The organism is Methylovirgula ligni, assembly GCF_004135935.1.
Classification (GTDB): Bacteria; Pseudomonadota; Alphaproteobacteria; order Rhizobiales; family Beijerinckiaceae; genus Methylovirgula; species Methylovirgula ligni.
Map to the genome: position 1 here is coordinate 2,867,015 of NZ_CP025086.1, position 20,387 is coordinate 2,887,401.

Annotated in this window: 30 protein-coding genes and 1 pseudogene; 25 read left to right on the top strand and 6 right to left on the bottom strand. The window is 61.3% G+C overall.

The annotated features are described in order from the left end of the window. Positions 1-8: 8 nt before the first annotated feature. The 3 genes from CWB41_RS13750 to CWB41_RS13760 are packed head-to-tail and all read right to left on the bottom strand — an operon-like array spanning position 9 to position 690. Positions 9-320 carry a hypothetical protein gene (locus tag CWB41_RS13750; protein ID WP_115837845.1) on the bottom strand — a complete coding sequence of 104 codons (312 nt, stop codon included), beginning with the start codon at positions 318-320 and terminating at the stop codon, positions 9-11. Beyond that, on the bottom strand, positions 317-502 hold the full coding sequence (locus tag CWB41_RS13755; RefSeq protein ID WP_115837843.1) for a hypothetical protein: 186 nt from the start codon (positions 500-502) through the stop codon (positions 317-319). The genes CWB41_RS13750 and CWB41_RS13755 overlap by 4 nt, the downstream gene beginning before the upstream one ends. Next, positions 493-690 carry a hypothetical protein gene (locus CWB41_RS13760; protein ID WP_115837841.1) on the bottom strand — a complete coding sequence of 66 codons (198 nt, stop codon included), beginning with the start codon at positions 688-690 and terminating at the stop codon, positions 493-495. Before CWB41_RS13760 ends, CWB41_RS13755 begins: the two co-directional genes overlap by 10 nt. A 252-nt stretch (positions 691-942) precedes the next feature. On the opposite strand from CWB41_RS13760, the gene CWB41_RS13765 reads away from it, so the two are divergent. Beyond that, positions 943-1,407 (top strand): hypothetical protein, encoded by a 465-nt coding sequence (locus tag CWB41_RS13765; protein ID WP_115837839.1) that lies wholly within the window; start codon positions 943-945, stop codon positions 1,405-1,407. Positions 1,408-1,427: 20 nt separating this feature from the next. On the opposite strand, the gene CWB41_RS13770 is transcribed toward CWB41_RS13765, so the two are convergent. Then, on the bottom strand, positions 1,428-1,772 hold the full coding sequence (locus CWB41_RS13770; protein ID WP_115837837.1) for a helix-turn-helix domain-containing protein: 345 nt from the start codon (positions 1,770-1,772) through the stop codon (positions 1,428-1,430). 95 nt (positions 1,773-1,867) lie between these two features. Here CWB41_RS13770 and CWB41_RS13775 point away from each other — a divergent pair, with 95 nt between their 5' ends. Continuing rightward, on the top strand, positions 1,868-2,119 hold the full coding sequence (locus CWB41_RS13775) for a transcriptional regulator (RefSeq protein WP_115837835.1): 252 nt from the start codon (positions 1,868-1,870) through the stop codon (positions 2,117-2,119). Between the two features lie 258 nt (positions 2,120-2,377). Continuing rightward, positions 2,378-2,758, top strand: a complete 381-nt coding sequence (locus CWB41_RS13780; RefSeq protein WP_115837833.1) for a helix-turn-helix domain-containing protein — start codon at positions 2,378-2,380, stop codon at positions 2,756-2,758. 9 nt (positions 2,759-2,767) lie between these two features. Here CWB41_RS13780 and CWB41_RS13785 read toward each other — a convergent pair whose 3' ends face one another. Continuing rightward, a complete protein-coding gene (locus CWB41_RS13785; protein ID WP_115837831.1) occupies positions 2,768-3,019 on the bottom strand; it encodes a hypothetical protein in 252 nt (83 codons plus the stop codon). A 293-nt stretch (positions 3,020-3,312) separates the two neighbouring features. Here CWB41_RS13785 and CWB41_RS16230 point away from each other — a divergent pair, with 293 nt between their 5' ends. The 10 genes and pseudogenes from CWB41_RS16230 to CWB41_RS16585 form a co-directional block, all read left to right on the top strand. Beyond that, positions 3,313-3,798: a hypothetical protein gene (locus CWB41_RS16230; RefSeq protein WP_165204371.1), complete on the top strand. Its 486-nt coding sequence runs from the start codon at positions 3,313-3,315 to the stop codon at positions 3,796-3,798. Then, entirely contained in the window at positions 3,791-4,645 is an 855-nt protein-coding gene (locus CWB41_RS13790) for a ParB N-terminal domain-containing protein (RefSeq protein ID WP_165204374.1), read from the top strand. Before CWB41_RS16230 ends, CWB41_RS13790 begins: the two co-directional genes overlap by 8 nt. After that, on the top strand, positions 4,642-5,850 hold the full coding sequence (locus tag CWB41_RS13795; RefSeq protein ID WP_115837827.1) for an MT-A70 family methyltransferase: 1,209 nt from the start codon (positions 4,642-4,644) through the stop codon (positions 5,848-5,850). Before CWB41_RS13790 ends, CWB41_RS13795 begins: the two co-directional genes overlap by 4 nt. Then, entirely contained in the window at positions 5,847-6,188 is a 342-nt protein-coding gene (locus tag CWB41_RS13800) for a hypothetical protein (protein WP_115837825.1), read from the top strand. Before CWB41_RS13795 ends, CWB41_RS13800 begins: the two co-directional genes overlap by 4 nt. Next, positions 6,185-7,222: an mTERF domain-containing protein gene (locus CWB41_RS13805; protein ID WP_129396501.1), complete on the top strand. Its 1,038-nt coding sequence runs from the start codon at positions 6,185-6,187 to the stop codon at positions 7,220-7,222. Before CWB41_RS13800 ends, CWB41_RS13805 begins: the two co-directional genes overlap by 4 nt. Continuing rightward, entirely contained in the window at positions 7,219-7,875 is a 657-nt protein-coding gene (locus CWB41_RS13810) for a DUF7146 domain-containing protein (RefSeq protein ID WP_115837821.1), read from the top strand. Before CWB41_RS13805 ends, CWB41_RS13810 begins: the two co-directional genes overlap by 4 nt. Positions 7,876-7,885: 10 nt before the next feature. After that, the gene (locus CWB41_RS13815; RefSeq protein WP_115837819.1) at positions 7,886-8,242 is read left to right on the top strand and encodes a hypothetical protein; all 357 of its coding nucleotides are present in this window, start codon (positions 7,886-7,888) and stop codon (positions 8,240-8,242) included. Further along, positions 8,239-8,559 (top strand): hypothetical protein, encoded by a 321-nt coding sequence (locus CWB41_RS13820; RefSeq protein WP_115837817.1) that lies wholly within the window; start codon positions 8,239-8,241, stop codon positions 8,557-8,559. The genes CWB41_RS13815 and CWB41_RS13820 overlap by 4 nt, the downstream gene beginning before the upstream one ends. A 113-nt stretch (positions 8,560-8,672) precedes the next feature. Further along, positions 8,673-9,335 (top strand): DUF2312 domain-containing protein, encoded by a 663-nt coding sequence (locus tag CWB41_RS13825; RefSeq protein ID WP_115837950.1) that lies wholly within the window; start codon positions 8,673-8,675, stop codon positions 9,333-9,335. 3 nt (positions 9,336-9,338) lie between these two features. Beyond that, positions 9,339-9,773, top strand: a pseudogene (locus tag CWB41_RS16585) (AAA family ATPase); the annotation flags it as partial. Here the strand turns inward: CWB41_RS16585 and CWB41_RS16415 are convergent. After that, complete coding sequence (locus tag CWB41_RS16415; RefSeq protein WP_245411361.1) at positions 9,714-9,854, bottom strand: hypothetical protein; 141 nt, start codon at positions 9,852-9,854, stop codon at positions 9,714-9,716. The pseudogene CWB41_RS16585 and the gene CWB41_RS16415 overlap by 60 nt on opposite strands. A 115-nt stretch (positions 9,855-9,969) precedes the next feature. Here CWB41_RS16415 and CWB41_RS16420 point away from each other — a divergent pair, with 115 nt between their 5' ends. The 12 genes from CWB41_RS16420 (at position 9,970) to CWB41_RS13885 (ending at position 20,374) form a co-directional block, all read left to right on the top strand. Continuing rightward, positions 9,970-10,290: a hypothetical protein gene (locus CWB41_RS16420; protein WP_245411360.1), complete on the top strand. Its 321-nt coding sequence runs from the start codon at positions 9,970-9,972 to the stop codon at positions 10,288-10,290. Then, complete coding sequence (locus CWB41_RS13835; RefSeq protein WP_129396502.1) at positions 10,287-10,586, top strand: hypothetical protein; 300 nt, start codon at positions 10,287-10,289, stop codon at positions 10,584-10,586. The genes CWB41_RS16420 and CWB41_RS13835 overlap by 4 nt, the downstream gene beginning before the upstream one ends. Continuing rightward, positions 10,583-11,632, top strand: coding sequence for a helix-turn-helix domain-containing protein (locus tag CWB41_RS13840; protein ID WP_115837811.1), 1,050 nt, complete (start codon positions 10,583-10,585; stop codon positions 11,630-11,632). Before CWB41_RS13835 ends, CWB41_RS13840 begins: the two co-directional genes overlap by 4 nt. A 29-nt stretch (positions 11,633-11,661) precedes the next feature. Next, positions 11,662-12,324, top strand: coding sequence for a transcription termination/antitermination protein NusG (gene nusG, locus CWB41_RS13845; protein ID WP_115837809.1), 663 nt, complete (start codon positions 11,662-11,664; stop codon positions 12,322-12,324). Between the two features lie 124 nt (positions 12,325-12,448). Next, on the top strand, positions 12,449-12,778 hold the full coding sequence (locus tag CWB41_RS13850) for an HNH endonuclease (RefSeq protein WP_115837807.1): 330 nt from the start codon (positions 12,449-12,451) through the stop codon (positions 12,776-12,778). Positions 12,779-12,904: 126 nt separating this feature from the next. Continuing rightward, positions 12,905-13,471, top strand: coding sequence for a helix-turn-helix domain-containing protein (locus tag CWB41_RS13855; RefSeq protein ID WP_129396504.1), 567 nt, complete (start codon positions 12,905-12,907; stop codon positions 13,469-13,471). Beyond that, on the top strand, positions 13,468-15,168 hold the full coding sequence (locus tag CWB41_RS13860) for a terminase large subunit (RefSeq protein ID WP_115837803.1): 1,701 nt from the start codon (positions 13,468-13,470) through the stop codon (positions 15,166-15,168). Before CWB41_RS13855 ends, CWB41_RS13860 begins: the two co-directional genes overlap by 4 nt. Positions 15,169-15,175: 7 nt before the next feature. Next, entirely contained in the window at positions 15,176-15,403 is a 228-nt protein-coding gene (locus CWB41_RS13865) for a hypothetical protein (RefSeq protein WP_115837801.1), read from the top strand. 6 nt (positions 15,404-15,409) lie between these two features. Continuing rightward, positions 15,410-16,681 carry a phage portal protein gene (locus tag CWB41_RS13870; RefSeq protein ID WP_115837799.1) on the top strand — a complete coding sequence of 424 codons (1,272 nt, stop codon included), beginning with the start codon at positions 15,410-15,412 and terminating at the stop codon, positions 16,679-16,681. Next, positions 16,681-18,246, top strand: a complete 1,566-nt coding sequence (locus CWB41_RS13875; protein WP_115837797.1) for an HK97 family phage prohead protease — start codon at positions 16,681-16,683, stop codon at positions 18,244-18,246. The genes CWB41_RS13870 and CWB41_RS13875 overlap by 1 nt, the downstream gene beginning before the upstream one ends. A 90-nt stretch (positions 18,247-18,336) precedes the next feature. Beyond that, complete coding sequence (locus CWB41_RS13880) at positions 18,337-19,776, top strand: phage major capsid protein (protein WP_115837795.1); 1,440 nt, start codon at positions 18,337-18,339, stop codon at positions 19,774-19,776. Between the two features lie 109 nt (positions 19,777-19,885). After that, positions 19,886-20,374 (top strand): hypothetical protein, encoded by a 489-nt coding sequence (locus CWB41_RS13885; protein WP_115837793.1) that lies wholly within the window; start codon positions 19,886-19,888, stop codon positions 20,372-20,374. The last annotated feature ends 13 nt before the right edge of the window (positions 20,375-20,387 follow it).

The following is a 20,387-nucleotide window of genomic DNA, read 5'->3' on the forward strand; positions in this document are numbered from 1 at the left end:
AGATACGCTTAATGCCGAGAGGGAGCTGCCACGTGCGAAGCGATGACGCATTCGACGCTCTCGGAGACGCCTTTTTCGGAATAGAGCTTGGCGAGCCGGGTGAAATGCTCCGGCGTCGCCGTGTGGCCATTCGACTCGATGAAGCTCTCGATCGCCGCGCTGGCGATATGAAAGCCGTGCGATGTGATGAGGGTGGCAAGCGTCGCTGGCGGCACGCCGAGGCGCCGAGCTTCAACGGCGAGCGCGGCCAGAGTTTCGGAGATCGCGTCGGCCGCCCTTTCGTGGAGGCGGCGGAATTCGCGGGCTTGTTCAGGTGTCATCTATGCCTCCCGGAAAAACGTAAATCGCGCGTATGCCCATCGGGGCGCGGACGATAGCGGTAAAGGATGTCTTCAAAGGTGGAGGGCCGCGTCGCCGCGACGGCGAGGCCGAAGCGAAGGCCGACGAGCACGCCGAGCGCGAAAAGGATCGAACCGCCCAGCATGAGCGAGATCAGAGGCACGGTGGCGCCTCCGGAAACGGCCGGTTGAGGTAGACCTCGAGATTCGCAAGTGCCGCGTCGAATTCGGCAAGCGTCTCGCGGAAGGCGGCGAAGGCTGTGTCAAGCTCTTGCGTCGCCACGGAGGCGCGATCACCAGCGTTGGTATTAGGTAAGCCGCCCGTGGCGGCCTCGAAAGGCTGCCTGATCATGCGGAAACCCGTGCAAAAAGATGAGGAACGGTTGGAATGTGCCGGCCGCGCGCGGCAGGCTGGAAAGGCGGAAGGGCGAGCGTTAACCATGAGAGATAGTTGCACAACTCGCAACTTCATGCAAGCGCATAGTGCGCAACTTGCAACATCGCGGTGGCGACTTGTCGCACCTTGTCTTCCGCCGGAGGCGATGTCACACCTATGTGTATTGCAGAGGTGTAGCCTCGGGATGCATCCGCTGGAAACGCAAAAATGAAGCTTAGGGCGATGTTGCTGATCGGAGCCACCTTGGCCGCCACTGCGGCGCGCGCCGACAATACGGCCTGGATGCTCCATTCGGACTCCGACCCAATGACCGATGCGCCGGAAGCTTTGGCAATGACGGAAGGTGATGCGGGGGTCAGCGCGATATTTGGCTGCCCCGCGCCCCATAAAGCTGCGTGGCTGTTAACTTCCTCCAAATTTGATCTTCAGTTTGAACCAGCGAGATCCGTCCGACTGCGTGTTGACAGCTCGCCGCCGGAAGCGATGACGTGGCAAAACTTGAAAAGTGGGGGTGTTGGTCTAAAGGGTGACGAGGCCACGAAGCTTGCCAAACGCGTTGAGGCCGCGCGGACGAGATTGGTTTTTGACGATGGAAGCGGCCCGATCGTCCTCTCCCTTGAGGGCGCGTCAGGCGCGATAGCTAAAGCGCTCTCTATTTGTCAGCTCAAATGAGGCGCTCGACAAAGCGGCCTCTATCCCCGGACCGTCTTTTTCAGCGGGAAGGCCGCCTCGAGCATGGCTTTCATTCGGTCTATCTCTTCTTGATCTCTGCCGGCAAAAAAATTAACGAGCCACGCTTCGTCCGGGTGTCGAAAAAGCGATTCTCTATCGCAATCGAAAAGAACCGCTAGGCGTTCCTGCATATCCTCCGCTGGCGAACTCTCTCCCTTAAACCAGCGGGATACGGTGCTTTTGTCTGCGCCGATTACTTTCGCCAGTGCAGTCGGAGTCTCAAAGCCCTTCTTCGAAGCCCACTCCTTTATGAAATGTGGCCGGCTGGGTTGTTTGAAACGATGAATCGATGCGGCTGGTCCCATGAACCAATCTTATTTGCGCTGCCGCAAGTTGTCTTCGCTGCAATTTTCAGGGCAGAGGCTTGCTAATGGTTGCGAGTTGTGCAACTATCTAATCTATGCAGGATGCAACCTTCCACGATCTGTTGCGCGGCCGCGGCCAGAAAGCAAAGCTGGCAGAGGCCCTTAATGTCGATCGATCTATCGTGAGTCGATGGATTGAGCGGCGCGTTCCTGCGGAACGCGTTCTTGAAGTTGAGAGGGCGACCGGAATTCATCGGTCGAAAATTCGTCCCGATCTTTACCCGCCCTCTGAGTTGGAAGGTGCCGCTCCTTATTGTGGTGCTCTCTCAGAAGAGCCTGCGACGTAAGAGGCGGAGGAGCAGTGCTCCTCTGTTGATCCTAAGTTTTATCCAGATCGTGTGCGTCCAAATGCTTGTCTCTCCACGCCGCGCCGCAGCTTCCATCTGCGGCAAGGGCGGAAAATGCCTGGTCTCGTAGCTTTCGTTGTCCTGCTTACCGTTTGCGTCCCCGTAATGACCGACTCCCTCATTCCCGCGTCTCAATCAGATGAGCACGAGGGAATTGGCATGGTCTGTCAAACCGCTTCGCAATCGGAGCTACAACCGATGTCCGCCGCCACCTATGTCGATGATGCCCGGGAGATGGCCGCAGCGCTCGAAGAGCGCGAAGCCAGGCTCGCCGGTAGTCTCGCGCAGGCGCGGCGCAACCTCGCGGCTCGCTTCGGAATTGCGGCACGCATCTTTTACGCGCTCCGCCATCGGCCGCCGAAGACGATCACCGCCGACATTTATGATCGTCTCTGCGCTGCGCTTGAGGTCTCGGCCGCGCAAGGCATCAGGACCCTTCAACATGAAATGGCCACGGCTCATCAGCGCCGTCTGCGTCTTCGTCAAAACCACGCGCGCAAGGCTGCACTTCTGGTGGGCGAAGCGCGGCAGGAACTCGCCTTGATCCGGTCTGAGAGCCGGGAAGGGGGCGCTCGGTGAGCGCTATCCTTAATTTCTTGGCGTTGCGGCTGGAGGCGGCTGCTCAGCAGCTTCGACGCCTCGCAGGAGATCCGCTGCCAGTTGCCTGGCAATCTGCGGAGTCAGGGCAAACTGGTGAGTTCCTGCCAATCTATCGGATAAAGCCGGATCAGGTAGATACCCGATTTTTACCAGCACGGACATTCCGAGCGCCGGAACGACGTGAAAACTCTGCACGGGGGCCAGAATGATATCGCCCCCTTCGTTCGTTTCCCACTCCATGACCGCCTCCCTCAGCTGTCGGCATGAAAGCACGCCGAGCGTGAGGCCGTCATCTTCTGATTACGTCTGCACCGGGTTCAGGGCCTCTGGCTTCGGTGAGACGTGTGCGGCGCCGGGTGTGCCGCTCCCGGGTTGCCCTCGTGACCCGGTTATCGCCCGGCGCCGCAGTTCGTAGCGTGTAGCGTCTTCGTCCCGTCTGCGGCCGGCGTTTGGCCGCGGGCACCTCCCCTTGAACTCGCCCGTCGCTCCGGCGACGGGCCCTTTTCTGCGCGTTTCGCGCCACGGAGATTTGCGTGCCTTTTCCTAAGCCAGCCGCGGCGACGGACCGCGAAACACTCGAAGAGATCGCGCGGCTGTGGGCCGACCCGAACAACACCAAGCAGGCGATCGCCGAGCGATACGGCTATTCCGTCGGCTGGCTCGACAGGCGCCTCGACGAAGCCAGGAACATGGGATTTGCCGTTTTCCCGCGTGCCGGCGGCCGCGGCGCGGCATCAACCTTCACGGACGAACTCGTGCAGCTCGTCGCGACGCTCGTCGCCGACAAAACGCCGCATAACGAGATCATGCGGCGGCTCGGCAAGGACAGTTCCTGGGTCAGCCACGCGAAATATCTCGCACGCCATCGCGGCTTCGACGTCGCGGCAGCGCCCGAAGCCTCGGCAAAGACGCCGTCCGATCTCGTCGCCGGGCTTCGCGTCACGCGGCGACGTCGCGGCGGCATCACGATCACGCTTCCCTATCTGCGCTGCCTCGACCCGGAGGCGCGGCGTGTCTGAGACTTCCGGCCCGAAACTTCGCACCATCACGCGCATCGACGCGCGGGACGTTCGCCCGGCGAAGAGCTTCGGGCTAAAGCCGGAGTGCGTCTGGATCGACATCGTGCTGCTGCGCGTCGACGAAACCTACCAGCGTCCGATCGACAAGCAGGGCCGGGCGCAGATCGCGCTGATCGCGGAGACGTTCGACTGGCGCAAATTCGCGCCGGTGATCGTCGCCGACATTGGGGGGGGGCTTTACGCGATAGTGGACGGGCAGCATCGAGCCCATGCAGCGGCCCTGTGCAATATCCGCTCGGTGCCCTGTTATGTGATCGCCGCCGCGCCGGAAGAGCAGGCGGACTGCTTCGCCGCCATCAACGGCCAGGTCATCGCCATCCGGACGCAAAACCTCTGGAAGGCGCGTCGCGCCGCCGGTCATCCGGAGGCTGCCGCTTTGGATAGGATCGCGACCGCCGAGGGCGTTTCACTCGTCTGGCACAATCTCTCGACCCTGGCGATGGAGCCGGCGCAGACCTGCGCGCTCAACGCCATTGTCCGCGCGGTCCGGCGGTATAACGAAAAGATCGCGGGGCTGGCGCTCTTCGCTTTGCGGTCGACGCGCACCAGGGCAAAGCGCAGCTTCCTCACGGCGCAATGGATCGAGGCCACCGTCGCCGTGCTCGCCGAACATCCCGAGTGGCACGATCGCGCGCTGATCTCGGCGCGCCTGGGCAAGATCGATCTCGCCGAGCGCGAAGCCGATATCCGCGCCGCCCGTGCGGAGAATCCGGCGCTGAGCGGGCGCGCATTGGCGGAAGCGGCCATTTTCATTGCGCTCGAAGGCGTGGACGAGGTGACGGCATGACGGATCCGCCGTTCTCGCTCTTCCACCCGCTCGCGAATTTGTTTCCGCTGATCGAAGGCGCGGATTTTGAAGCTCTTGTCGCCGACGTGCGCGCCAATGGTCTGCGCGAGCATATCGTCGTTCACGAGGGACTGATCCTCGACGGCCGCAATCGCTTTCGCGCGGCCGTAGCTGCGGACCTCATCGCCGCCGAAATTCCGGCACGTGGCAGCGCGCCCTTTACCCAGCATTTTTCACGCTATCTGCCCGACCGAGATGGCGACGCGCTCGCCTTTGTTATTTCCAAGAATCTGGCGCGGCGTCATCTGAACGAAAGCCAGCGGGCTTTCGTGGCGGCCAAAATCGCGAACTTGACGCAGGGCAGGCCGGGTTCAGAAAAACAGGCAAATTTGCCGGTTAAGCAACGGGATGCCGCGCAGCTTCTCAACATATCTGAGCGATCGGTTCGATCCGCGGCCGTGGTGCGAGACAAAGGCACGCCAGAACTTCAGCACGCGGTTGAGACCGGAAAGATCGCCGTGTCCGAAGCCGCCAAGGCGGCCAAGCTCGGCGCGGAGAAGCAGACCGAAATAGCTGCTGCTGCCGAAGCCGGAAAAGCCAATGTGGTGCGGACGGCGATCAAGCGCGAAACGCGCGATGATCGCGAAGTTGCCTTGGCGGCGAAACAGCGCGACCTGCCGCAGCAGAAATTCGGTGTCATCCTTGCGGATCCGGAATGGCGCTTTGAGCCCTGGTCGCGCGCGACCGGCATGGATCGCGCCGCCGACAATCATTATCCGACGTCCTGCACCGAGGTCATCGCTTCGCGCGATGTCGCTGCGATCGCCGCCGACGATTGCGTGCTGTTCCTCTGGGCGACCGCGCCCATGCTGCCGCAGGCCTTCGTCGTCATGGGCGCCTGGGGTTTCGATTATCGCTCGAATTTCGTTTGGGCCAAGGATCGGGTCGGCACCGGTTACTGGAATCGCAACCGGCACGAGCATCTCCTGATCGGCATCAAGGGCCGTCCGCCGGCGCCGGCGCCAGGTACGCAATGGGACTCGCTGATCCATGCCTCGGTCGGTGCGCATTCCGCGAAGCCGGACGGCTTCCACGAGCTGATCGAAGCCTATTTCCCGAACCTACCGAAGGCAGAGCTCAACTGCCGCGGCAAAGCGCGGCCCGGCTGGGTGGCCTGGGGCAATGAAGCGGAGCAAGCGGCATGATTGACTTTGCAAAACAGCTTACACAGGCGGAACTCGACATCGTCCAGGAGCGTCGCCGTCAAGTCGAGGTCAAGGGCTGGACGCCAGAGCACGATGACCGTCACGAGGGTGGAGAGATAGCCGGGGCGGCCGCCTGCTACATTATGGAAAATCTTCTCGTCCACGCGCCTGGTCTTCGTGCCGTCATCAAAAAGACGATCGAGATGCTTTGGCCTTGGGCACATCATTGGTGGAAGCCGAAGGATCGACGTCGCAATCTCGTCAAGGCCGGCGCACTTATCATCGCTGAGATCGAGCGGTTTGATCGAGCGGCAGCCCGCGAACGGGGCGAGACATGAGCCTCGTTCACGTCGCGCTTCCTCGCGCGCCTTCACACAGATCAATCGTCTTCACCGCCGATGAGGCGGAACGGCGGCTTTCGCATTTGCGCGCTCTCGGATTTTCGCGAGAGGATGCGGACAAGGTCTTCGAGGCAATCGATCTGCCCACGCCGGAGAAGATCGACGCGAGGATTTCCGACCTGCGCGCGGCCGGCTTTACCGACCCGGTGAAGATGATCACCAGCTCGCCGGCGATCCTCGGCTACGCGATCGACAACATCCGCGGCAAGATTTCCGACCTGCGCGCGGCCGGCTTTACCGACCCGGTGAAGATGATCACCAGCTCGCCGGCGATCCTCGGCTACGCGATCGACAACATCCGCGGCAAGATTTCCGACCTGCGCGCGGCCGGCTTTACCGACCCGGTGAAGATGATCACCAGCTTGCCGGCGATCCTCGGCTACGCGATCGACAACATCCGCGGCAAGATTTCCGACCTGCGCGCGGCCGGCTTTACCGACCCGGTGAAGATGATCACCAGCTTGCCGGCGATCCTCGGCTACGCGATCGACAACATCCGCGGCAAGATTTCCGACCTGCGCGCGGCCGGCTTTACCGACCCGGTGAAGATGATCACCAGCTCGCCGGCGATCCTCGGCCTGTCGATCGACAACATCCGCGGCAAGATTTCCGACCTGCGCGCGGCCGGCTTTACCGACCCGGTGAAGATGATCACCAGCTCGCCGGCGATCCTCGGCTACGCGATCGACAACATCCGCGGCAAGATTTCCGACCTGCGCGCGGCCGGCTTTACCGACCCGGTGAAGATGATCACCAGCTCGCCGGTGATCCTCGGCTATTCCCGGGAACGGCTGGCGCTTTGTTGCCGGATCGTGGCCGGGCTTGAGGACCGTTCCGACGCCCAGCTCGCGCGGCTGACCGGTCTACCACGCTCGCTTCTGGAAGCACTTGCGGCGCAATCGCCATGCTGCTGGCGAGACGTTCTCGCGCTCAGAAAGAACCTGCGGACGGCACAAAGGATCGGCTTATGAACCAGACGCTCCACGGCCTCCCGCCATCCACGCGTGCGCGCATGCGGATCAAGGACATCCTGCGCCGCGCGACACAGCTTGCGGATGTAACGGGCGCAACGCCCGCAGCGCGCTATCTGCAAAAGCTCGATTGCGCCGGCGCGATCGATCTCGCACATGGCGATCTCTATGCCGTCGACTTCATCCAGAATTGGGCCTGTGGCGGCAGCTATTTCCCGGCGCTGATCGCGCATGCGCATTGTGGCGAGGCCAATGCGATCGAGGCGACGTTCCTGACGCCCGACGGCGATCTCGCCCGCGTCAAGGAGCCGAAGCTGCTGCTCGGCACGCCGCTCGGTGGCGCGACGGTTCGGATTTCGACCGATTTCCAGAGCAGCGAGGAATTATGGATCGCGCGCTCGATCGAAACCGGCTGCCGCGCCGCCTTCGCCGGCGTGCCGCGCAATGTCGTCGCTGGACTGCGGATGGACAATATCGCCCAGGCGCTGGCGATTGAGGAACTCAAGCCGAAGCGCATCTTCCTCGCCTTTTCGCTGCACGACGAAACGCCGCTCAAACTAAAGCAGCGCGTCGAAGCGGCCGAGGCTTTGCGCGACCGCGGCTTCGAGGTGCGGATCAAGGTTGTCGACGAGCTGGAGGGATTGGCGCTGTGAGGGCATCGGCATGACGCGCGAAAAACTGCCAACGCGCCGACCCGGACTGTTGCGTCGCCTGATCTTCGGCGGCCGGCCCTGGGATGTTCAATTCGGCATCACCTGGCCGCGCGGCCGCGTCGCGGAGATCTTCATTTCGTCGACGCGCTCGGCGTCCGACATCGAGGCCTGCGCGCGAGACGGCGCCATTCTCGCCTCGCGCTGCCTGCAGCACGGCGACTCCATCGAAGAGATGGCGAAGTCGATAACGCGCGAGGACGACGGCAAGCCGACCACGATCATCGGCGCGGCGCTCGATCTCGTCGCCAGCGAGGCGAAGAAAGTTGCGGCCGATTTCGGGCTGCAAGGCGGAGGATTGGGCGAATGAGCGATGAGAACAGAGGAATTCTGAAGGTTCCTCCCGAGGTGTTGGCGCAGGCTCTCGGGCTCGAGCCCGGTGTGAGGATAACGTGGATTAGATTCGACCCGTTTGAACAGGTAGCGGAGCTTCTGCTCGAAGGGAATTCCCTCCCCGAGGCGCGGCCAAATGAATCAGCACCGCCCTACGTCGTCCTCAACATTCGAACAGATCCTGACCTTGGGTATGTGCATCGAAAGTTCTGCCATTGGGAGCATGCGCCAGCGCGCGAATGGGAAGCGGGCGAAGCCAATGTCATCGCTGACGGCAGCGGCGGCCTGCTGTAGTCACCCGCCATCACACCTTGAGCGGCGTTTCCATCGAGATTGGATTTGAGGTCATGAAGGCCGCGCTAAGCATGATGTGGCGCGGTGATATCGCGAACTTTGGAGACAATAAAATGTCTGAATCGCATCGCCGCAACGGCGTCGCCGGCGAGGAACTGCGCGGCTATATCGAACGGATCGAATCCATCCGTGCCGAGAAGAAAGAACTCTCGGAAGACGAAAAGCTCGTGATGGCCGAAGCGCGCGCCGCCGGCTTCGACACACGCACCATCGGCTATGTCGTCAAGGTGCGCAGCAAGAAGCCGTCCGAGGTCGAAGAGGCAAAGGCGCTCGCTGACCTCTATCTGTCCGCGCTCGGCATGCAAAAGGAATTGCCGCTGTTCCGCACCGTCGATCTCATGGATGTCGACGTGACGGCAAAGGAGCAGGTGGTCGAGGCATTGAAGAAATTCGTGCCATCGGCGGGCGCGATCGTCATCGAGGCCGGCGGCAAGCCGCTGCGGTTGACGCGCGGCGAAGATGGCGAGGTGCTCGTCGCCGAAGTCGAAAAGCCGAAGCGCGACGGGGGGGGCAATACTTCAAAAACCAAGCCGGCGAAGCCGCCAGCCGACGTGCCCGATTGCGACCCCGATGCAGCCGAGGAGCTTGGCCGCGACGCCGCGCGTGCGGATGTGCCGATCATCAGGAATCCGGTTCCCGTTCGGCGATCCGCGGCGGCCGCGCTGGGATCTGGGATGGCGCAAGCAATCGGGCAACGACGGCATGGGGCCTGGTGATTGATGGCGCGCAGCAACGATCTGACGCAATTCGGCGAGGTGTTCGAGCCTGACGAAGCCCAGGAGCTGATTCTCGGGCCGCGCGTGCGCGGCGCGCTGACGGAATGGCTGACCGAGATCTGGGCGCAAGAGGAACTCTCGGCCGTCGGAATTGGGCCACGGCTGCGGGCGATTTTCGACGGACCGCCCGGCGTCGGCAAGACGACACTGGCGCATCATCTCGCCGCTCGGCTCGGGCTGCCGATGCTCGCGGTGCGGCCGGAACTCGTCATCTCGAAATGGGTTGGCGACACGGGCGAGAATATCGGCAAGCTGTTTAGTTTGGCCGCCGATCCGGATAATCCGATCCTGCTCTTTCTCGACGAATTCGACGCGCTGTCACGCCAAAGGCGCCAGGCCGAGCAGGCGAGTGACGACGGCCGCAATGAAGAGGTGAATACGCTGCTGCAGCGCCTGGAGCAGCATAAAGGCTATCTGATCGCGGCGACGAATTTCGCGAAACATAATCGACCAGGCCATCTGGCGCCGCTTCGATATCCAGATCACTCTCGAACTGCCCGGGCAAAAAGAGCGCGAACGAATTTTCGCGCGCTATCTCGCGCCGTTCGTCGTCGGCGCGCGCGTTCTGACCGCTTTGGCCGAGGCGACGGAAACGGCGTCGCCGGCGCTGATCCGGAAATTCTGCGAGGGGCTAAAACGCCAGATCGTCATTGGGCCCAAGCTCAATCTCGACATGCGCCGCGAAGCCGTCGTCGACCGGCTGATCACGACAATTCAGCCCCATACCGACGCCGGCAAGCCGCGGCTTTGGAGCCTCGGCGGCAACGATCACGCGGTCTCGCAATTGCCCTGGCCGCTGAGCCAGAGCGCGGAGGTTGCTAACTGTGAAGACCATGCTGATGCGGCGCCAGCGGCGCGGGTCGTGTCTCTGGCCGGAAAACGGGGAAAGAAGTGAATAGCGCGACCAAGGTCACTGCGCCGCCGAAGCTCAGCAGGCCCGTGCTCAAATGTCTGGGCGCTTTGGCGCGGTTCTATGACGATGAGTTCGGTTTCGTCTCGTTCGCAACAATTGCGGCGGAGGCTGACATGCCGCGCATCGCCGTGCGACGGACAGTGCGCTTCCTCGCGCGCAGGGGCTTGGCTGAATACGGCAAGGGCTTGTGGACGCGAGACGGTGAGCCGGCGGGATCTGGCTATCGCTGCACGCGCGCCGGGCTAGCGGCAGCGCAAGAGCTCGGGTGCGGCCTTTGAGCTACCAAGCACAAAACCTGTTCGGCGCGCTCTATGTGGGCGGTGTTTCGCGGAAGGCCATCCTGCAGGCCTGTGCGAATTATGCCGATGACGAGATGCGTGTCTTTGCCAAAAACGCGACCTTAGCAAGAGACACGGACCAATCCGAAGCGAGCGCGCGCCGTCGTCTGCACGAACTCGAGGCGCTCGGCATCATCAATCGGATTGCCCGCTATGTCGACGAAAACGGCAAGGTGAACGCGAACCGCCGCGGGCGGCGCATCAACGACGAAATCCGCCTGCAGCCGGACGTCACCCAGGCCGATCTCGACCGTCGCGCCAAAGAACTCAATTTGCGCTGGCCGAAAGACATAGACGCGTCAGGCGAGGAGACGGGTGACGGCGATATCGACGACGAGGTTAGCCTTGGCAATCTGCAAGGGCAAAACGACGAAGCCGGAACATTTAGCCCTACCAACCTGCAAGGGCTAAATGACGAAGCTGCGCCAATTAGCCCTACCAACCTGCAAGGGCAGCCCTCGCACTGCTGCAAGGGCACAGATGAATCGATTATAGAGTCTAACCCCCCTAAATCCCCCCTCCATGACGAAAGCGAGCCAGCGCCAGAGTTCGAAGAATTCGAGCGAACGTGGCCCTGGACCGAAGGTGAGCCTCGCGAACCGGCACGGCGGGCGTTCTGCAAGCTCGCGGCGACGGACAGATCGCTGGCCATCCGGGGAATTGGAAACTTTCTCGCTTTTCGCCAGCGCAAGAACCGTGGTCGAGGCTCTGCGCGCGCCTTTCTGCGAGATCGCGCCTGGGAAGGCTTCGGGACGCGAACAACCAGCGCCGAACCGTCGGGGCAGGTGTGGATCGTCGCAGGCACGCTCGAAGGCGACGCCTGGTCCGCGCATCACCGCGCCGCGACCGGGCGCCCGTTGTTCTTTTTTCCGCGGCGTCTGCCTGACGGATCGAAATCCGTCGGCCTTTGGAAGCCGACAGCCTTTCCGCCGAACGCGCGCGCCGGGCCCAGCGACGCCCGCGAATACGAAGGCGTCGAATTCTAGCTGCAGCAGCTTTGAGGCGGAAAGACGAGATGAAACCAGAGCCGGTGAAGCAGATTGATCGCGCCGAGCACGCTGACATTTACGCGCTCTATGAGCGCGCCACACTGGCAGAAGTGCGCCGTCGCGAAATCATTGCCGCCGAACGGGCGCCAATATCGTGGCATCTGATCTACAGTGTGCCGCAGGCGGAACGATTGGCCGAGGAATATCTGCGGCGCATCGGCTGCGAGGTCTTCATCCCGACATGGATATTCAAGCGACGGCTACGTAAAAAGGAGGTAGAGCGCCATGTGCCGCTCTACCGCAATTACGTCTTCGTCGGCGTGACGGGTCAGAGCTTTGCCGAGATTGAGGGCTGTAAAGGCGTCCTAGAGACGGTGCGGATCGCTGGTGTGCCCGTCGCTATTCCAGAGACCATCGTTGGCGATCTCATGTTAGCGGTGGAGCTGCGTTGCTTCGTTATGGATTATAGAACCGGCTGGGTGAAACGTGTGAGGCCGGGCACGCCGGCGGCTGCCTTCGAGCGCTTTCGTGTCGGCGAATGGGTGAAAGTCATCGAAGGACCATTTCAAGGTCATCAGGCGCAGATCGTGATGGCGCCGAAGCGCGATCATGTGAAAGTGCTGATGTCCATCTTTGGGCGGGAAAACCAAACCGATATGCCGCTCGATGCTTTGGAGCCGTTGTCGTGATGGAGCCGAATCAGCTAGACGTTCGTGACGGCCACTGCGGCGCTTCCGCGACATCGCGACCCGCAACCCAGACGACGCGACAAGCGATCGTCACCAAAGTAGGCTTGTGCCTCGCGCCGCTCTCATGAAACTTGCTCGACCACTCATCAAGACGGCCGACACGTCGATCGCGCGCACGCCAGCGAAGCGCGCCGATCCGCATTACCTGACGACAAACTGGAAGGCACTGCGAAAAGCTGTCTTCGATCGCGATCACTGGACTTGCGTCGTCCCCGGATGCCGGCAGCGCGCCATCGTCTGCGAACACATCTGCAGCCGTCGCAAGGGCGGCACTGACGACATGGCGAACCTCGCCTCGCTCTGCCGGGACCACGACAACCGCTTCAAAGAACTGCCGAGCGGCGCGCGTCGCAACTCTGAAGAGTGGGAACGCCTCTTTGCTCCGAAGGGGTAGGGGGTTTACGTTTGCCAGGGCTCGCCCACGGCAACCGGCATCCACCGCACGCGCGGATTTTTTTTCTTGCTAAGTTGTTGATGTGAGTCCGTTTTCCGGCATTTCTGGAGTTTCAGGACAAGTCCCATGCGTTTCAAGAAGTTTGAGCCGACGGACGTTCAGCGGGACGTCATCAAACGCTTGGTGCTTGAGGGTGTTTCTCAAGTAAAGATCGCAGAGTCGCTAAATATAGCGAAGTCAACTTTGCAGCGTTACTTCCCAAATGAGTTGAAGTCATGCGAGCGACCCGAAGGGCGTCCGCGCTGGGAACCAACCGTCGCAGACCGCGAGACCGTGACGATCCTCATTTGTGCGGGATTCAAACAGGATTCCATCGCCCGGCGCTTTGGAATTTCGGTCGATACACTGCAGCTCTATTGCGCGGATGAAATATCCAACGGCTATGATCTGCGCCGTCAAGATGCGGTCATCGCGCTCTATCAAAAAGGCGTCGGCACCAACGCGGCACCGAACTCCGCGGCGATCAAAGAATTCCTGCGCAAGGTCGACACGTCGCCGCAGCCGATCCAATCCTCGACGGTGCGCAAGCCGATGACGCCTGGCAAGAAGGAGCAGGCGATCGCAGAGGCCGCGACCGGCGCGCAGGGCACGAGCTGGCATGACCTTCTTACTCCGGCGGAACGACCGAATTGAACGTTCCGGCGCCGATCGAGGATGAATGGTCGTTCGCTTGTCCCGACTGGTGGGAGCGTCTCCAGCAAGGCCGCTCGCTGCTGCCGAGCTTGCCGCTGGATAAGATCGAGGCCGATCGCGCTGTCGGGATTTACAATAAGTTTTGCCTTCCGGACGTCACCGGAAACCCGAGCCTGGGCGAAGTCGGCGGCGATTGGTTCCGCGACTTCATCAGAGCGTTCTTTGGCTCCCTCGACAGAAACGGCCGCCGCCGCGTCAAGAAGGCGTTGGGCCTCGTTCCGAAGAAGCAATCCAAGACCACGAACTCCGCGGCCTTGATGCTCACCGGGCTGCTGATGAATAAGCGCCCGCGAGCTGACTTCATCAATGTGGCGCCGACCAAGCTCCTCGCTGAGATCGCCTATGAGCAGGCGGTCGGCATGATTGATAGCGATCCTGAAGGTTACCTGCAGAAAAGGTTTCGTCCCCGCGACCATCTCAAGCAGATCGACGATCTGCTCATGGACGCAGTCTGGAAAATCCGGGCGTTCGATTTGAACGTCACGAACGGAATTATCCCGGCGGGCATCCTCATCGATGAGCTGCATCTAATCGCGCGAGATCCGAACGCGGCGCGCGTGATAGGCCAGCTCATCGGCGGCATGTTACCGATCCTGGAGAGCTTCTGCCTTTACATCACCTCGCAGAGCGATGAGCCCCCCGTGGGCGTGTTCAAAACCGAGCTCTCCCGCGCCCGCGCCATCCGCGACGGCCGGATCAAGGGCGATTTGCTGCCGTTTCTTTACGAGTTCCCGACCGCGATTCAGGAAGACGATAGCCGCTGGCTGGATCAATCGATCTGGCATTGTGTGCTGCCTAACCTTCGGCGATCGGTGCAGATCGAGGATCTCGCCAGCGGGTTGCGCGAAGCGGAATTCGCCGGCAAGCAGGAAGTCGCACGCTGGGCCTCGCAGCATCTGAATATCCAGATCGGCTCGAAGCAGGCGTCCGACTCGTGGCCTGGCGTCGAATATTGGGACCTCAACGAAGATCCCAGCATCTCGCTCGAAACTCTCATCGCCCACTGCGAACTCATCGTTCCCGGCGTCGATGGCGGTGGCCTCGACGACTTGCTCGGGCTGAATTGCATCGGCATCGAAAAAGGCACCGGACGCTGGCTTTCATGGGCTCACGCCTGGGCGCACGAGATCGTCAAGGAACGGCGCAAGTCGATCGTCTCGCAGCTCGAGGACTTCGAGAAAGACGGCGATCTAACCTTCGTCACACAGATGAAGACCGCTTACGACGAATGCGCGGATCTGATCGCACAGATCGACGCTGCTGGGCTTATCGGCCTCATCGGCTTCGATCCAGCCGGCGCCTCGGGAGTTGTAAAGGCTCTCGCGGAACGCGGCATCGAGGGTGATGAGCGCATCTTCGGTGTGCGTCAGGGTTACTCGCTGGCTGGCCCTGTCAAGGACGTCGAGACGAAGCTCGCCGATGGCGAACTGATTCACGCGGCCCAGCCACTCATGACCTGGTGCGCCGGCAACGCCAAAATCCAAGTGACACAGAACGGATACATCGTGACGAAGCAGGCCTCGGGCACCGCCAAGATTGATCCGCTCATGGCGCTCTTCAACGCCGCCGGCGTGCTGCGTGCCAATCCCCAGCCCGTGTCAGCCTATTCGGCCGATCACGGCCTTTACATTTTCTGATTGTGCCATGCGCGATTCCTCGAAGCCGTCACGCCTGCGCCGTCTGTTTCGGTGGCTCGACGATACAAGCCGCGAACTTATGCTCCTCACGGGCCTTGGCATCCTCGCGGGCGGCCTATGGCAAGTCTATCGTCCAGCGGCTCTGATCGTTCCAGGGGTCGTCTTGATCAGCGTGGCGATCTTCGGCGTTGCGCCTTTCCCCGGGCGCCAAACGCCTCCAGAGACAGGCGAGTGACGATGCATGGGCTTCTTGCGCAAGTTTCATCGCCAGGTTGACTGGAGCGAGGACGAGCAGCTCTGGGCCGGCTCGCAATTCACGTCGCATTCGGCGACAGGAGTGGCTATCAACCAGACCAACGCGCTCTCGGCGACGACATTTTACGCTTGCGTGATGATGCTCTCGGAGGACGTCGCCAAGCTTAAACCCTTGCTTTTCCAGCCGCGCGACGACGGCGGCCGCAATCTCGTAACCAAGCATTGGCTCGTCGATCTACTCCGTAAGCCGAATGACTGGCAATCGGGCTTCGAATTTCGCCAGATGATGATGGTCCAGCTTCTCCTGCGGGAGAACGCTTATGCCGTCATCTGCCGAACGAAAGGCGGCCGTCCTTACAAGCTCATTCCAGTAAATTCGGATCGTGTCGCGATCTGGGAAGCACCGAGCGGCGAGCTCTTTTACCGCGTTACACCGCTTGGCCTCCATGAAATGGCCGAGTTGCGCGATCAGCCGTTCTTGATTCCCGCAGAAGACGTTTTCCATCTCCGCGGGCTTTCCATCAACGGACTTCTTGGCTCTTCTCGGATCGTTTTGCACAAGGATGCGGTCGGACTCGCGATAGCGCAGGAGCAGCAGCAATCCCGCTGGATGCAGGCGGATAGCAATCCTGGCGGCATTCTGACGACCAATGCGCGTTTGGGTCCCGGTACTGCGGAACGCATTGCCAAAGATTGGCGCACGCTGCATTCGGGCATGAGCAATTCCGGCAAAGTCGCAGTCCTGGAACAGGGGCTCAAGTTCAATAAGCTCGGTATGTCGGCTGCCGACATGGACTTCATCAACGGCCGCAACTATCAGCGGCAAGACATCGCGCTGCTCTTCAGAATCCCGCCGCACATGATTGGCATCGTCCAAGGTCGCAGCGCGGCCGGTGTTGTCGATCAGCAGGCCGCCGAATATCTCAATTTCACGTTGACCGGCCACACGCAGCGCTTCAGCGACAAGGCCGACCTTGCGTTTAACATTTCCGGCATGGGTATGTTCCTCGATTGGGATTATTCGATCCTGACCCGTGCCGACCAGGCCACGCGATATCAGAACTACCAGAAGATGATCGCTGGCGGCTTCGGGACTCCGAACGAGGCGCGAATCGACGACGGCAAGAATCCTATGCCGGATGGCGACAAGCTCTGGAAGCCGACCAATATCGCCTATGCCGGCAGCGACGTCGGCGGCACGGCACCCGAGGGCGCAGGGCGACCCTCGGAGGATGATGTCGGAGGGGACGAAGACTGATGCCGAAGATCCTCCAAAGGCTCGCGCTGTCCGAAGCTCAGCTTGAGGAGCAGGCCGACGACCGGACGATCGATTTCGTTTTCTCGACGTCAAACGTCGCATCCGACATGCACCGCATTCTGCCGGGCGCCTGGCAAAGCCGGGGATATGACGGATTGGCGATGTTCCGCACCAACCCGGTCTTCCTCTGGGCTCATGACGCCAATCAGCCAGCGATCGGCAAGGTGACGACGCTCGTCGCTGACAAAGATGGCACCCTGCGCGGCAGCGTTCAATTCGCTGAACACGATTTCGCGGAGACAATCTACCAACTCTATCGCGGTGGCTTTCAGCGTGGCGCAAGCGTCTCTTTCGAGCCAATCGAATGGGACTATGCAAACGGCCCGAACCGTGCCGCCGGTGCCCTCGATTTCACACGCGTGAAGCTTTGGGAAATTTCCGCGGTGCCGCTGCCGGCGGATTCCTCGGCTCTGGCCGCAGCGCGGGCGCGCGGCATCGATCTTACGGGAGTGATTACGATGGCGCGGACGATTCGTCGGGATAGCACGGACGCAGAATGGAAGTGCGGCGCGTCGCGCAACCTTCCCATCGACGAGGCCTCGGATTGGGATGGACCGGCTGCTGCTGACAGCGTCTTTGCCGCTTGCGGATTTGATGGCGACGATCCGGACACCACGAAAGCCCGCAAGGCGTTTCTCGCCTACGATTCGGCAAACCCGAAGAAGAAAGAATCCTACAAGCTCCCGTTCGCCAAGATGGTCGATGGCCGCATGACCGCAGTGAAGTCCGGCCTCAGCGCGGCGGCCCAGCGCCTCTCCGGAACCAACGTCCCCGATGACGTCAAGACGTCGGCGCAGGAAGTGATCGACGATTACAAGTCGAAATATTCCGATGCCGGAGATCGTGATGCAAAGATCATCATCACGAAGCGCGGGCTCTACGAGGTCGCGTGGCTCTGCGAGATCCTCGCGACTGTCGGCTGGATCAAGAGTTGGATCGACCAGGAAGAGGCCGCCGAAAACGATGTGAACAGCACAGGGCCCGCGAATTTGATGGCCGTCATCAACGCGCTTGGCACGACGCTGACCGAGATGACGGAGGAAGAGGTAGGCGAACTGATCGCTTCCTTTGGACCGATCGAGATTGACGACGAGGATGGTGCGACCGTCGAGCACGCGGTGGCCCGAGGACTGCGCGCGCAGATGAAGCGCATAACGAAGCTCAGCGACCGCGCCGGACGTCGCCTTTCCAAAGCCGATGGCCAGGAGCTCGAGGACATTCACGATCACGCACGTCGGTCTCGCCGCCTCGTCCGCGCCGCGACGGACGCCTACAGCGGCGCCGATCTTTCGGACGCCGATGCGCGCGAAGCAGTGTCGGATTCGATGGAAGCCGCGTGTGATCATGCGGAACAGACGCGGTGCATGATCCGTAGTTACATTGACGCTCGCAAAACGGCCGATCCTAGCGACCAACAGCCGGACGCCGATGACGATTCTGCCGTCGATGAGCGCGCCCGCAAAGCCAGGGCTCGCCAGAAAAAGCAGAAGCTTCTGACGGCCTGACTGGCAACTTTATCTCACTGATTTTCTGAACGCCTCGGCGCAAGCCGTGGACCACCGCGCTCACGCGCAATTAACCCAGGAGTTGTCATCATGACACTGCTTGAGCTCCGCGAGGCGTATCAGCGCGCGGTCGACAAATTGAATACGCCCGAGGTCATTGCCGACAAGAAGGTCTATGCCGAAACGGAAGCTGAGGCCGATCGTCTTGAAGGCGAGATCGACCGCGCTCAGAAGGCACTGGACCGCGCCGCGGCGACGGCCCGCCCGGCGGTAGCTACGGAGGCCGGCGCGCCTGTCGTCCCCGCCCAGGATATCGAAGATATCGCCTGGTCGCGCGCCGGATATCGCGGCTTCGCGAATCCCTTGCAGGCCCATTCCTCTGAAGGTGTGGCCTGGAGCAGAAAATTTGACCGTGCGCTTGCGACCGCCCGCCGCAACCTAGGAATGACTTCCATTGATCCATCGAAGCATTTCCGTAGCCTCGGCGAGCAATTGATCGCGACTTACAATTATGCGGTCAACAAGACCAATACCGACCCCCGCCTGCAGCGTGCGCCAACCGGCGCCGGCGAAGTCGATCCCACGGGCGGCGGCTTCCTGGTGCAGGTCGATTTCGCGCAGGCGATCTTCATGCTTGCGCACGACATGGGCGAGCTCTTGAGCCGCGTCAACAAACTGCCGATCGGCGAGAAGTTCAACGGCATCAAGATCCCCGGCGTCGACGAAACGGCTCGCACGACCGGCAGCCGCTGGGGCGGTGTTCGGTCCTATTGGCTCGGTGAGGGCACGCAAGCGACCGCTTCGCGCCCGAAGTTCCGCATGATCGACTTCAACCTGCACAAGCTTTTCTCGCTGATGTATACCACGGACGAGCTTCTGCAGGACCAGAACGCGCTCAATTCGATCGCCTCGCAGGCGTTCTCGGAAGAAGTGATGTTCATGACCGAAGACAGTATCTTCGAAGGTACTGGATCGGGCATGCCGTGGGGCATTCTGAATCACCCCTCGCTGATTACTGTCGCAGAAGAGAGCAGCCAGACCGCGGCGACAGTCATCAAGGCCAATATCGACAAGATGTGGTCGCGGATGTGGAATCGGTCTCGCAAAAACGCGGTCTGGTTCATCAATCAGGATGTCGAACCTCAACTCCTCAATCTCAATCAGCCGGTCTCGACGCAAGGCACCGCGGCCACGGGCGGCGTCGGCGGTACGTTGGTCTATATGCCACCGGGCGGCATGAGCGCGGCGCCCTATGCGGCTCTCTATGGGCGCCCGGTGATTCCGGTTGAATATTGCTCCACGGTGGGCACCGTCGGAGACATCGTCCTGGCCGATCTGTCGCAATACACGCTCGTCGATAAGGGCGGCGTCCAGGCCGCGACGTCGATGCACGTCGCCTTCCTGACCGACGAAATGGTGTTCCGCATAACGTATCGCGTCGACGGCAAGCCGATGTGGACGAAGGATCTGACGCCTTTCAAGGGCACAAACACGAAATCGCCGTTTGTGGCCCTCGCGACGCGTTCGTAGGCGATCGCGCTCTGACAAAGTAGAAAGGGCCGGAGAAGATTCTCCGGCCCTTTTTATGTAAGGCCAATTTTCGAGCCGGAATCTCACACTTCACCAGAGGAGTAGCCCAATGGGCGTCCAATTCTCGCTTCCGGCGCAACTGCCGCCGTCCGTCCTTTTGCCGGCTGCCACCGATGCTGCCGGCCGCACCAGCCGCTATGCCGATCTGAGCAATGCGGTCAAAGCCTATCTCATCGTCGAGGTCAACCAGGGCAACGCGGCGACGGTCACAATCACGCCGCTGCAGGCAAAGGATACGTCCGATACCGGATCAAAGGCGATCAACGCTTCGCCGATCTGGCTCGTTGACGATACGTCTACGTCGGACGCCTTCGTTGCTCAGACGCCCGCGGCGAGCTTCACAACAGATGCCACTTTGAAGGACAAGCTGATCATCTTCGAGCTTCTGCCCGAGGCGGCGTTGGATATCGCCAATGGCTTCAAGACGATTGCCGTGGAAACCGGCGCTTCGAACGCTGCGAACATCACGCGCGCCGAGCTCGTCTATCTCGCGAATATCCAAGCGCTGGGCGCTTCTCAGCCCTCGACCTTCAACTAATAATCCCGCGCCG

Bases quoted from the DNA above. Each gene is read 5' to 3' on its own strand.
- CWB41_RS13805 (WP_129396501.1), top strand. From the start codon at position 6,185: ATGAGCCTCGTTCACGTCGCGCTTCCTCGCGCGCCTTCACACAGATCA.
- CWB41_RS13850 (WP_115837807.1), top strand. From the start codon at position 12,449: ATGAAACTTGCTCGACCACTCATCAAGACGGCCGACACGTCGATCGCG.
- CWB41_RS13785 (WP_115837831.1), bottom strand. From the start codon at position 3,019: ATGGAGTGGGAAACGAACGAAGGGGGCGATATCATTCTGGCCCCCGTG.
- CWB41_RS13750 (WP_115837845.1), bottom strand. From the start codon at position 320: ATGACACCTGAACAAGCCCGCGAATTCCGCCGCCTCCACGAAAGGGCG.
- CWB41_RS13765 (WP_115837839.1), top strand. From the start codon at position 943: ATGAAGCTTAGGGCGATGTTGCTGATCGGAGCCACCTTGGCCGCCACT.
- nusG (WP_115837809.1), top strand. From the start codon at position 11,662: ATGAAACCAGAGCCGGTGAAGCAGATTGATCGCGCCGAGCACGCTGAC.
- CWB41_RS13815 (WP_115837819.1), top strand. From the start codon at position 7,886: ATGACGCGCGAAAAACTGCCAACGCGCCGACCCGGACTGTTGCGTCGC.
- CWB41_RS13825 (WP_115837950.1), top strand. From the start codon at position 8,673: ATGTCTGAATCGCATCGCCGCAACGGCGTCGCCGGCGAGGAACTGCGC.
- CWB41_RS13885 (WP_115837793.1), top strand. From the start codon at position 19,886: ATGGGCGTCCAATTCTCGCTTCCGGCGCAACTGCCGCCGTCCGTCCTT.
- CWB41_RS13775 (WP_115837835.1), top strand. From the start codon at position 1,868: ATGCAGGATGCAACCTTCCACGATCTGTTGCGCGGCCGCGGCCAGAAA.
- CWB41_RS13780 (WP_115837833.1), top strand. From the start codon at position 2,378: ATGTCCGCCGCCACCTATGTCGATGATGCCCGGGAGATGGCCGCAGCG.
- CWB41_RS13855 (WP_129396504.1), top strand. From the start codon at position 12,905: ATGCGTTTCAAGAAGTTTGAGCCGACGGACGTTCAGCGGGACGTCATC.
- CWB41_RS13875 (WP_115837797.1), top strand. From the start codon at position 16,681: ATGCCGAAGATCCTCCAAAGGCTCGCGCTGTCCGAAGCTCAGCTTGAG.
- CWB41_RS13870 (WP_115837799.1), top strand. From the start codon at position 15,410: ATGGGCTTCTTGCGCAAGTTTCATCGCCAGGTTGACTGGAGCGAGGAC.
- CWB41_RS13795 (WP_115837827.1), top strand. From the start codon at position 4,642: ATGACGGATCCGCCGTTCTCGCTCTTCCACCCGCTCGCGAATTTGTTT.
- CWB41_RS13880 (WP_115837795.1), top strand. From the start codon at position 18,337: ATGACACTGCTTGAGCTCCGCGAGGCGTATCAGCGCGCGGTCGACAAA.
- CWB41_RS13760 (WP_115837841.1), bottom strand. From the start codon at position 690: ATGATCAGGCAGCCTTTCGAGGCCGCCACGGGCGGCTTACCTAATACC.
- CWB41_RS13770 (WP_115837837.1), bottom strand. From the start codon at position 1,772: ATGGGACCAGCCGCATCGATTCATCGTTTCAAACAACCCAGCCGGCCA.
- CWB41_RS13820 (WP_115837817.1), top strand. From the start codon at position 8,239: ATGAGCGATGAGAACAGAGGAATTCTGAAGGTTCCTCCCGAGGTGTTG.
- CWB41_RS13800 (WP_115837825.1), top strand. From the start codon at position 5,847: ATGATTGACTTTGCAAAACAGCTTACACAGGCGGAACTCGACATCGTC.
- CWB41_RS13865 (WP_115837801.1), top strand. From the start codon at position 15,176: ATGCGCGATTCCTCGAAGCCGTCACGCCTGCGCCGTCTGTTTCGGTGG.
- CWB41_RS16415 (WP_245411361.1), bottom strand. From the start codon at position 9,854: ATGGCCTGGTCGATTATGTTTCGCGAAATTCGTCGCCGCGATCAGATA.
- CWB41_RS13810 (WP_115837821.1), top strand. From the start codon at position 7,219: ATGAACCAGACGCTCCACGGCCTCCCGCCATCCACGCGTGCGCGCATG.